The 11,193-nt window shown below is 41.6% G+C and carries 9 protein-coding genes and 1 pseudogene; 7 read left to right on the top strand and 3 right to left on the bottom strand.

Annotation, left to right across the window (positions count from 1 at the left end):
• Positions 1 to 317: 317 nt before the first annotated feature.
• Positions 318 to 650, bottom strand: a complete 333-nt coding sequence (locus tag NVS78_RS10125) for a hypothetical protein (RefSeq protein ID WP_286359104.1) — start codon at positions 648 to 650, stop codon at positions 318 to 320.
• A gap of 31 nt (positions 651 to 681) precedes the next feature.
• The gene (locus tag NVS78_RS10120) at positions 682 to 2,166 is read right to left on the bottom strand and encodes an ABC transporter permease (RefSeq protein ID WP_286359103.1); all 1,485 of its coding nucleotides are present in this window, start codon (positions 2,164 to 2,166) and stop codon (positions 682 to 684) included.
• A gap of 298 nt (positions 2,167 to 2,464) precedes the next feature.
• On the opposite strand from NVS78_RS10120, the gene thrS reads away from it, so the two are divergent.
• The 7 genes and pseudogenes from thrS (at position 2,465) to NVS78_RS10085 (ending at position 9,400) form a co-directional block, all read left to right on the top strand.
• Positions 2,465 to 4,417: a threonine--tRNA ligase gene (gene thrS, locus NVS78_RS10115; protein WP_286359102.1), complete on the top strand. Its 1,953-nt coding sequence runs from the start codon at positions 2,465 to 2,467 to the stop codon at positions 4,415 to 4,417.
• 28 nt (positions 4,418 to 4,445) lie between these two features.
• Positions 4,446 to 4,979: pseudogene (infC, locus tag NVS78_RS10110) on the top strand (translation initiation factor IF-3); the annotation flags it as partial.
• A gap of 59 nt (positions 4,980 to 5,038) precedes the next feature.
• The gene (gene rpmI, locus NVS78_RS10105) at positions 5,039 to 5,233 is read left to right on the top strand and encodes a 50S ribosomal protein L35 (protein ID WP_286359100.1); all 195 of its coding nucleotides are present in this window, start codon (positions 5,039 to 5,041) and stop codon (positions 5,231 to 5,233) included.
• A 90-nt stretch (positions 5,234 to 5,323) separates the two neighbouring features.
• Positions 5,324 to 5,677: a 50S ribosomal protein L20 gene (gene rplT / locus NVS78_RS10100; protein WP_041502065.1), complete on the top strand. Its 354-nt coding sequence runs from the start codon at positions 5,324 to 5,326 to the stop codon at positions 5,675 to 5,677.
• Positions 5,678 to 5,819: 142 nt separating this feature from the next.
• Positions 5,820 to 6,551 (top strand): 4-hydroxy-tetrahydrodipicolinate reductase, encoded by a 732-nt coding sequence (gene dapB, locus NVS78_RS10095; RefSeq protein ID WP_286359249.1) that lies wholly within the window; start codon positions 5,820 to 5,822, stop codon positions 6,549 to 6,551.
• Positions 6,552 to 6,619: 68 nt separating this feature from the next.
• Positions 6,620 to 7,993 carry a signal peptidase I gene (gene lepB / locus NVS78_RS10090; protein ID WP_286359099.1) on the top strand — a complete coding sequence of 458 codons (1,374 nt, stop codon included), beginning with the start codon at positions 6,620 to 6,622 and terminating at the stop codon, positions 7,991 to 7,993.
• 69 nt (positions 7,994 to 8,062) lie between these two features.
• On the top strand, positions 8,063 to 9,400 hold the full coding sequence (locus tag NVS78_RS10085) for a PhoH family protein (RefSeq protein ID WP_286359098.1): 1,338 nt from the start codon (positions 8,063 to 8,065) through the stop codon (positions 9,398 to 9,400).
• Positions 9,401 to 9,476: 76 nt separating this feature from the next.
• Here NVS78_RS10085 and NVS78_RS10080 read toward each other — a convergent pair whose 3' ends face one another.
• On the bottom strand, positions 9,477 to 11,168 hold the full coding sequence (locus NVS78_RS10080) for a tetratricopeptide repeat protein (protein ID WP_286359097.1): 1,692 nt from the start codon (positions 11,166 to 11,168) through the stop codon (positions 9,477 to 9,479).
• Positions 11,169 to 11,193 lie beyond the last annotated feature (25 nt).

Raw genomic sequence — 11,193 nt, 5'->3', positions numbered from 1 at the left:
TACCTGAAAAATTGTAAATAAAGGGTTTTGCAAGACGGCCGGATACAAAATGCGATTTGTCGGAATATAAAGTTCTAAACAGAAAATCTGCAAAGGGGTACTTTGCGGAATATACATTTGAACGAGTGTCGTAAAACATCGCCATGGCATTCCAGAGAGTGTATTTCCACTTTCCTGTTTTTCTCCATTTCAATAACGGATGACTGATCTGTGCATCGGCTCCTACTGTTTCTACTGCCATTTTTAAGGCGATGGATTGTCCGATCTCGTGGAAATATTCACTTTCCGTGTCGTATGAACCGATGTATCTGACTCTTCTATTGTCTTTTTCTCCTTTTGAGGAAATGGGAATGTTCAGTATTCCCATCAATTCCATGCCGAACCCTTTTTTCCGGTAAAAATGTCATTCCTGGTTCCACTTGTCCACTCATGAATTTTCCTTCATTAAACTCCAATAAAAAAGATACCGGGGTTTCGATAAAACGGACATGAGCTACTCCATGCTCAGCCCAGCTTAAATCGGATAATTTTAAATCCGGATTAAAATAAAAATCACTTTGGAAATACGCTTTAATTCCTTTCGGTTTGGCCTGGGCAAAGTGTTCTAAAAATACATCCGGTTCTTGAAACGTGTTCAATGAAAACTTCAAACTGTCTATATCTAATATTCGACTCGTAAAATTACCACCCGGATAAGTAACTCGATGGTTCAAAAACGACAGAATCTTTACCACGAAACTTTACTCCCTGCGAAAAAAGAACTCGTTGATTCGGACGAATAACCACCGTACGAAATTTAGTCATATCGCGCCCGCTATACATCGGGCGGACGGGATTTACAGGAGGTAGGCCTGCCGGATACCATGCCGTAGCCGGGGTCAATAATAAATAATTATCTCTTACGAAGGCGCTTCGTCTACCCGTCGGAAAGAAAAAATCTCCTCGGAAACTGCTCTCGTATCGATTGTCCGGGAGTTGCAAATCCGTGTAACGTTCATCGATGTTTCCTTCGTAATACATTCTGATGCACAAAGAATCCCCCGTGGGTAGTTTTCGGTCAATAATAATCACCTGGTTGTCGCGATCGAATGGTACGGTTTGGCCGTTTTCTTTCAATGATTTCACTTGCAGGCCGGGATTCAGGAAGAGTAACGGTTTATTTACCGTGGATTCGTTTAAGTTCAATAATGTTAAATTACTCTCCATCATTAATCGGTCTCCCTGCTGTTTTGCGCGAATTTCGTGACGTTCCACGTGACAAGGAGTTCCCATCCAATGGTGTCGAAAACTTTCCCGGTAATTTTCTCGGATTTTTCGAGTCGGGAAATAACTGCCTTCGAGTAATAGGCCACAAAATATACCCGTTGCGATTAATGACAACCATTTGATAACGTACGATTTGACTTGTAGAGGGTGTCCGGTCGGCCGGTTCATCTTCCTTGCACTATATGACACGAATCCTAATCCTACTAATAAAAAAATAGAACGATGCAATAAGTAATACCCTAATCCGACGTGTCCCAGCAAGCCGGAAAACAGGTTGGGAATCCCCGTTGCTAAAAAATCGAGGGTTCCGTGTAAATGATAGGGTAACCACGATACGGATAGCACGAGCCAACTTACCAATAACACTCGTGTCAGGTAACGATTCTTTACTATTCGTGACGACCACAAACTCAAGCCTGTCATGAACAACAGTGACGGAATATTCAAAGTTAGAAAATAAAACAGATAAGATTTGAAATCAATAGATGCAAGACTTTTCAAATTCACAAACAGCACGCAAGCCAGTATAACGAAAATGTTCACGACAGCGAAAAGTGACATGCATCCTAATACCCGTCCCCAAGTATACTCGTCGTTTTCCATCGGGCGGACATAAATAGATTCTAAACTGCCGCCCGTATTTTCCCGACGAGGGAAATCTGTTATTACGATGATAATGAATAACGACTGAACGACGCAGAAAAGATACGCGTTTACAAGTGGCACGGAACAAGGCAATGCTACTAATTTCCAATTCTCACTATATCCTTGTCCTTGTAAAAGTACTTGCCATGAGATAATGCCAGCTGTAGAAAAAAGGGTAAATAACCAAAATACCCAATCGCGAACCTGTTGCTTGGCCTCGTAACGAGCCACGTGAAATACATAACGTGTATTCATAACCGATAATCTTTGCAGTATATATAAGGCGGATTTAAAACTTTTTAAATATAATGATGTTTTGTGATTAAAACAAAAAATCTATTTAAAATATTGTCGTATTGTTTTAACAAAGAATCATTTTTGGATTATTGATTCGGGCGAGGAAAAAAACAGGAGAGAATTCTGAGGATTGTTTCGGATTGATTTTGTCGATATAGATCGTTTAATTGGAAGGCTTTTTCTTTTGTTATTCCGATGGTTTTTGCTACTTTTGCAAATTGTAAATTACATCAATAGTAACTAAAAGAGAGCGTAAATGGTAAAGATTAAATTTCCTGACGGGAATGTAAAAGAGTTTGAATCCGGGATCACCGGTTTGGACATAGCGAAGTCGATTAGCCCGAAGTTGGCTAAGGAGGTATTGTCAATATCCGTAAATGGAGTCACGTGGGACTTGACGCGGGGAATTACGACAGATGCCGAGATTAAGCTAAACACGTGGGATGATGAGGAAGGACGCCATGCTTTCTGGCACTCGTCTGCACATCTTATGGCAGAAGCTTTGCAAGAACTCTATCCGGGAATAAAATTCGGGATAGGCCCTTCTATCGAAAACGGTTTTTATTATGATGTAGATCCGGGAGAGGGTGTATCCATTCAGGAAAAAGATCTTGTGGCAATCGAGAAAAAGATGTTGGAGTTAGCGAGAAAGAACGAAGAATATTGCAGGATAGATGTGAGCAAGCGGGAGGCGTTGGATCATTTTTCATCTTTGGATGAAACCTATAAGGTCGAATTGATCAATGATCTGGAGGATGGAACGATCACCTATTATCGACAGGGGGATTTTACGGATTTGTGTCGCGGACCGCATCTGCCCAATACCTCCTATATAAAGGCTATTAAGTTGACCAGTGTTGCCGGCGCTTATTGGCGGGGAAACGAGCACAACAAGATGTTGACCCGCATATACGGAATCACTTTTCCGAAGCAGAAAATGTTAGAGGAGTGGGTACAGATGATGGAGGAGGCTAAATTACGGGATCACCGGAAAATAGGTAAAGAGATGGAGTTATTTACTTTTTCTCAGGCCGTGGGTTCCGGTTTACCCATGTGGTTGCCGAAAGGGGCGATGCTCAGGGATCGTTTGGAAGCGTTCTTGCGGAAAGTACAGAAAAAGTATGGATACGAGCAAGTCATTACGCCTCATATCGGTAATGTAAATTTGTATAAGACTTCCGGACATTTTCAGAAGTACGGAAAAGATAGCTTTCAAGTAATCACCACTCCGCAGGAGGGAGAGGAGTTCATGTTGAAACCGATGAACTGTCCTCATCATTGTGAGATTTATAAATTTAAACCTCGTTCCTATAAGGATCTTCCGGTGCGTTTTGCCGAGTTCGGTACGGTATATCGTTACGAGCAAAGCGGGGAGTTGCACGGGTTGACACGGGTACGCGGATTTACGCAGGATGATGCGCATCTGTTCTGTACTCCGGATCAGTTAAAAGAGGAATTTAAAAAGGTAATCGATATTATTTTCATTATATTTAAGGCTCTCGATTTTAAGGATTATACGGCTCAGATCTCTTTACGGGATCCGAATAATAAAGAGAAATATATCGGTACGGATGAGAATTGGGAGAAGGCCGAACGAGCTATCATAGAGGCTGCCGAGGAGAAAGGGTTGAATACCACCGTAGAGTTGGGAGAAGCTGCTTTTTACGGCCCGAAGTTGGACTTTATGGTAAAGGATGCCATCGGCCGGAAATGGCAGTTAGGAACGATTCAGGTGGATTACAACTTGCCGGAGCGTTTCGAATTGGAATATACCGGAGCCGATAATCAAAAACATCGTCCCGTTATGATTCATCGGGCGCCTTTCGGAAGTATGGAGCGTTTTGTTGCTGTTTTGATCGAACACACGATGGGGAAATTCCCCTTGTGGTTGACTCCGGAGCAGGTTGTTATTCTTCCGATCAGTGAAAAATACAACGAATATGCTCAAAATGTTTTGAATTTGTTAAATAATTACGATATTCGCACCGTCTTAGACGATCGTAACGAAAAGATTGGTCGGAAGATACGTGATAACGAGTTGAAAAAGATCCCGTATATGTTGATTGTCGGGGAACAGGAAATGAACGAGCATAGGGTTTCCGTGAGACGTCAGGGAGAGGGAGATAAAGGATCTATGACACCGGAAGAGTTTGCGACAATGATAAATAAAGAGGTAGAATCCCAGTTGGACTCTATCTATAATTACTAATAAAGGAGGATTAATTATAGCACGAACAATGGAAAGTAGGGGCTTTAGAGGTCAAAATGACAAGCCACAGCACAGAATAAACGAGCAGATCAGAGCTGCCTCTGTGAGAGTCGTTGGAGAAAATGTAGAACCGGGGGTTTATTCTTTGAAAGAGGCCTTAGCGATAGCGGAGGCCGCGGGAGCCGATCTGGTAGAGATTTCTCCTAATGCGGATCCACCTGTATGCCGGGTGATTGATTACAGCAAATTTCTGTATCAGTTAAAAAAGAAGCAGAAAGAGATCAAGGCGAAAAGTGTTAAAGTGGTAATAAAAGAGATTCGGTTCGGACCGCAAACGGATGAGCATGATTTTAACTTTAAATTAAAGCACGCCAAAGGTTTTTTGGAAGAGGGGGCGAAAGTGAGAGCATACGTGTTTTTTAAAGGACGTTCTATATTGTTTAAGGATCAGGGATCCGATCTTTTAGAGCGTTTCATCAGTGAATTGGATGATTACGGGAAGGTAGAGTCAGCTCCGAAATTGGAAGGGAAAAAGATGATTGTGGTTATTGCTCCTAAAAAGTAATTTTGATCGATATTTTGTAATTATATTTTTCTGAAACACAATTAAAATTAAAACAGATGCCAAAGATGAAGAGCGTAAGTAGCGCGAAAAAAAGGTTTACCTTGACCGCTACGGGGAAGATTAAAAGAAAACATGCTTTTAAGAGTCATATTTTGACGAAAAAGAGCACAAAAAGAAAGAGAAATCTTACTCATTCGACAATTGTAGATCAAGCGAATGTAAAGGGCGTGAGAGAGATGCTTTGCATGTAAGATTATTTTAGATTAAACAGTTATTAACCAGAATGTTAAGCCTAAATAGAAGTTTCCATTGGAACGCTAACATTCAAAAAACAAAAGAGTATGCCAAGAGCTAAAAATGCCGTTGCTTCGAGAGCACGCAGAAAAAAGATTTTAAAACAGACCAGAGGAAACTTTGGAGCAAGAAAGAACGTTTGGACGGTTGCCAAAAACACGTATGAGAAAGGTTTATTATACGCGTACCGTGACAGAAAGAAGAAAAAATCAGAATTTAGAGCATTGTGGATTCAGAGAATTAATGCTGCTGTCAGAATGGAAGGTTTGTCTTATTCCAAATTTATGGGCTTAGTTCATAAAGCAGAGATCAATATGAACCGTAAAGTTTTGGCTGATTTAGCGATGAATCAACCGGAAGCTTTCAAAGCTGTTGTTGCGAAAGTGAAAGAGTTAGCATAGTGATTATGAAATATCGATTAAAAAGGCTGCCGTAAGGTGGCCTTTTTTATTTTTAAATGTTAACTTTGTAGCGTAGAGTTCCGAATAAAGCAATGGTACTATGGAAGGGGGGAATCCGGGGGCAGGTAAAATTTTTAACATGATGAAAATAGCGTTATTGGGTTACGGTAAAATGGGAAAGGCGATCGAGCGTATGGCTTGTGGGAGAGGACATGAAGTGGTTTTTATCGCGGATGATCGTGACCGTTCTGTCGAACAGGGTAAGCGGTTACGCGAAGCGGATGTGGCGATTGAGTTTACGATGCCGGCTGCAGCCGTGGATAACTACGCCTGGTGTTTTCGTAACCGAATCCCCGTGGTTTCCGGCACGACCGGTTGGTTGAGTCGTTGGGAGGAAGTGATTGGCATGTGTAACGAATCGCAGGGTAGTTTTTTTTATGCTTCTAATTTCAGTATCGGTGTCAATATATTTTTCCATTTGAATCGTTGGTTAGCCAAGACGATGTCCCGCTTTGAAGGTTATAAAGTTTTCGTGGAAGAGACGCACCATATTCATAAGTTGGATGCTCCGAGCGGAACGGCCATTGCCTTGGCAGAGGGGATCATGGAACAGCACGGGAAATATTCTTCGTGGAAGTTGGGCGGAGAACCGGTAAGAGAGGGGGAAATCCCTATTACGGCAAAGCGGGAAGGGGAAGTGCCTGGTATACATTCGGTAACGTATAAATCCGATGCGGATGAGATCGAAATTTGTCATTCGGCTTTTTCAAGAGAGGGTTTTGCGTTGGGGGCCATAATGGCCGCGGAGTTCTTGGTCGGCAGAAAGGGAATCTACGGAATGGAAGATTTATTGCAGTTGGACAATAATAAATAATGGGCGGTTTGTATGCACTTTTCCGTTTGGACGGAGAAGGAGTAGATCGTAAATCTAAATAGAAAAATATGAGAGATATCTTAATAAACAAATGGTTTAAATTCGGGATCGTTTTATTGGTATATTTATTGTGGACTTGTTGGGTAAGTTCCTGGTGGCTATTATTAGGCGTACCTGTTATTTTTGATATTTATATTACGAAAAAAATACATTGGGCGTTTTGGAAGAAGAGAGGGGTAGAAAAACAAACAAAAGTGGTGGAGTGGATCGATGCCTTGATTTTTGCTATTGTTGCGGCTACCTTGATTCGTATGTTTTTCTTTGAAGCCTATACCATACCCACTTCCTCCATGGAGAAATCGATGATGGTCGGAGATTATCTTTTCGTGAGCAAATTAGCTTATGGTCCTAAATTGCCGAATACCCCGTTGTCGATACCTTTTACTCATCATACGTTACCTTTTACGACATCTGCCAAGGCGTATTCCGAAGCCATACAATGGCCTTATAAACGAATTGCCGGTACGGGAAAAGTTAAACGGAACGATATTGTCGTGTTTAATTTTCCGGCCGGAGATACCGTGGTACTCGGCATGGAGAATCCGGATTATTATTCTCAGGTAAGGGACGAGGCCATAAAGGTTAAAAATGCAGGAGCGGGTTTAGGATACATGTTGTCCGACGAGGAAGCCGCTTTGTACGCGGGAAATGCTTTGAAGAAAAAATACCGGATTATAACTCGTCCCGTGGACAAGAGAGAGAATTATATTAAACGGGCGGTCGGAATGCCGGGGGACGTGTTGGAGATGAGAGATGCTCAACTTTACGTGAATGGAGAGAAAGCAGAGGACAGCAAAGGAATGCAATACAAGTACATCATAAAAACAAGTCGTCCTTTGGATTTGGCTAAATTGCACGATATGGGGGTTTCTTACGAGGATTTGAGGATGAATTACGGAGATGTTTACATTGTGCCTTTGACCGTGGAGATGTTGGAAAAGGTAAAGGCTCTTCCGAATGTGATTTCTGTGACGAGAGAGCGGAGTAACGAGCAGGTATTTCCGTATAGTTCCGATTATCCATGGACAAGAGATGATTTCGGCCCTCTTCCCATACCTAAGAAGGGGGAGACTGTAACTTTAACTTTGGAAAATTTACCTCTTTATAGACGGGTGATCGGAGCATACGAGGAGAATAAATTGGAGGTGAAGGATTCCGTCATTTATATCAATGGTCAGCCGACTGACCAATATACATTTAAGATGGATTATTACTGGATGATGGGAGATAACCGACATAATTCGGCGGATTCCCGTTATTGGGGATTTGTTCCGGAAGATCATATCGTCGGAAAGGCGTATTTTATCTGGCTGTCTTTAGATCCTGATAAATCATTTTTGAGTAAGATACGATGGAACAGAATGTTCCGGTTTATTCATTAAAAAACGGCTTAGCCGTTTTTTTTATACGATTAAATTTATTATTTTGTCGGTGTAAAAAATACATATACAATGACTGCTAAAAATAATAAAAAGACATTTGTATTAGATACGAATGTTATTCTTCATGATTACAAGTCAATTTATAATTTCGAGAATAATGATATCGTTATTCCTATTGTCGTGTTGGAGGAGTTAGATAAGTTTAAACGGGGAAACGATCAGATCAATTTCCATGCTCGCGAATTTGTTCGCGAATTGGACCAGATTGCGGGGCAGGATTTTTTCGTAAAGGGAGCTTCTTTAGGAAAAGAGAAGGGAAGATTGTTTATCCAACCGGGAGTCCCTTTTTCTGACGAGATGAAAATTTCTTTTAGCGATGATATTCCTGATCACCGAATATTGGCCGTGGCTGAATATTTAAGTAAAAAGAAAGAGGACGAGAAGGTAATCTTGGTCACGAAAGACATGAACCTTAGGATGAAGGCTAAATCTTTAGGTATTCAGGCTGAAGACTATAAGACCGACCAGGTAAAAAACTTAGATACTTTTTTGAATAAAAGCGTTGTTACGATAGAGGATTTTTCACCGGAATTGATCGCCAAACTGTATGAAAACAACGGGGGAATTCCCGTTGCTACTTTTTTCCCGGGGCAGGAGATTAAAGGAAACCGATACTATATTCTGAAGAACGGCAGTAATTCGGTGCTTGCCTGTTATGATCCCGTGAAACAGGTAGTTCGTAAAGTGGAAAAATTGAACGCTTTCGGAATATACCCGAAAAATTCGGAACAGGCTTTTGCCATGGATGCTTTACTCAATCCGGATATATCCTTGGTCGCCCTTAGCGGGAAGGCCGGCACCGGAAAGACTTTGCTTGCCTTAGCTGCCGCTTTGCAACAGAATAAGAATTTCGAACAAATATACCTGGCCCGTCCTATCGTGGCTCTCTCCAATAAAGATCTGGGTTATTTGCCCGGAGATGCGACCGAAAAAGTCAGCCCTTATATGCAACCTTTGTTCGATAATTTGGGGGTGATAAAACATCGCTACAATATGCATAGTCAGGAAAGCCGCATGATAGACGATATGCTGAAAGATGAAAGGTTGGTGATTTCAGCCTTGGCTTTTATACGGGGAAGGAGTTTGTCCGATGTCTTTTTTATCGTGGATGAGGCTCAAAACCTGACCCCCCATGAGGTCAAAACGATTATCACCCGTGCCGGAGAAGGGGTAAAAATGGTATTTACCGGAGACCTCGATCAGATCGATTCTCCATACTTGGATCGGCAATCCAATGGTTTGTCCCATCTGTTTGACCGGATGGAGGGACAAGATATTTTCGCTCATGTACATTTGGAGAAGGGGGAGAGAAGTTACTTAGCCGAGGTGGCGAGTAATTTGTTGTAACCTGTCGTCACGCGATCGATAAAGAAAAGAGGCGACCGGAATCCCGGTCACCTCTTTTCTTATATAAAAATTATTGTTACTCAACAATGTCCATAAAGACGGTCTCCTGAGCGTACGGATAGAACTCTCTGTCGGTAGTAGCTTTTTCCTTTAATTGAGGATCCATTTGAATGGCTTTTTGTAATGCCATGGCCATGGCAGAGGTATCCTTTACTCTGGCGGCAGCGATGGCCATCAAATAGTATTCATAACCGTTTGTCAAATTTAATTTTTTGAACGTATCTAAAGCGGCACGATTATCTCCGGCCATTAATTGGGAATAAGCTAAGTTGATATCCGGCATCTCTTTCAAATAAGGGATGGCTTGTTTATAATTGCCTTCCTGCATGAGAATTAATCCCATATTGTATTTAGCTTCTTTTTTGACGGAGGCCTTACCGAACATCTCTTTTGCTTTTGCTTTGTTGCCTTCTTGCATATAGGTTATACCCAAATTATTGTATGTTTCCGGTTGTTGTTTCATAACAAGGGCTGATTCCAATAATTTTTTGGCTTTACCGTATTCTTTATTCTGGATGGCCATTGCGGCTAAATCGTTTAATAAGTTTGCATCCGTTTGTGAAGAGAGTACGGAATTTTCCTGCAATTGAGGTAAATAATAAGCCGTTACCTGATTTTCAACCTGAATGGTTGCGGGTACCGTGTAGAATACGAAAAAGTCAGCTCTGCGGAGTACGGGAAGAATGACATCTTTCAGTTGCGGAACTTTTTTGATGTATGATTCCAATAGGGTTTCGCGTTGGGCATTGGTCGTGGCATTTTTCATCTCTCTTACCATCATCTCCTTATCCTTGATGTTAGAGTCGTTGAGTAATAAGTAAAGACCTTCCCAGTTTTCGTTTACCGTATTAGCTACTATGAATTTGGAATTTTTAGCCATGGGGGTATTGGTAAAGCCTAAGTCCTTTTCGAAGAAGGCTTTTGATGTTTTAAACCGGTTGGTCGTCAGGTTCTTGTTTAACCTTTCGGCTCCTTCCGGAGAGCTGGAAACGAACATGATCATATTGGTAATTCGAGCGTTTTTATCTGCCAAAACTGCTTTCATCTGTTTGCTTGCCTGCATCATGATGTTTGATTTTTTCTGTGCATCAGGAATAACGGATTGTGCTAAGGGGAAAAGTACATAACCGCTTACCACTCCGACACCCGTAGCCGGGACATCCTTTACGAATGTTTCCGTGAATAGGGGGATTGCGTTAGGATCGGAAGGAATGGTATAAGCATATGTTTTCCATACTTTTACTCCATTGGAGTTTAAAATAGCGGGAGTCAGGGTTACCGACTTGTCGCCCATCATCGCTTCGATGTCTGCCATCAATACGCCTTTTTGCATCCCTTCTTTAAACGGGAAGGACAGGTTGTGAGTGGAGAATGTGTTCCCTTTGTATTCTATCACCGGATAGTTCGTACCTTTTACTTTTTCTCCCTGGAAGTAAAGGGGAGATAAAACTTCTTCACCGCCGGGATATTGCATTTTGGGCGTCACTTTTAACGTCAATTTTTTATAGAATTGTTTCGGTGCGAAGGCAATATTGTAGTTGAAGTTTACAGTCCCGTCCACCGAAATGAGCTGTTCCGGACTTACCTGTCCTATAACGGCCGTTTCGATGGCTTCTCTTTCCAATTTTTTCATGGAATTACAGCTTCCCATTAGGAATGAGAGTGCAAGAATGAATGCGCTACTAGTTATTAAGGTTAGTTTTTTCATAATACTCTTTTTTTAGTTTAACTTA

The organism is Gabonibacter chumensis, from assembly GCF_024741215.1.
GTDB lineage: Bacteria > Bacteroidota > Bacteroidia > Bacteroidales > Marinifilaceae > Gabonibacter > Gabonibacter massiliensis.
This window is presented reverse-complemented; position numbering and strand designations above follow the sequence as displayed.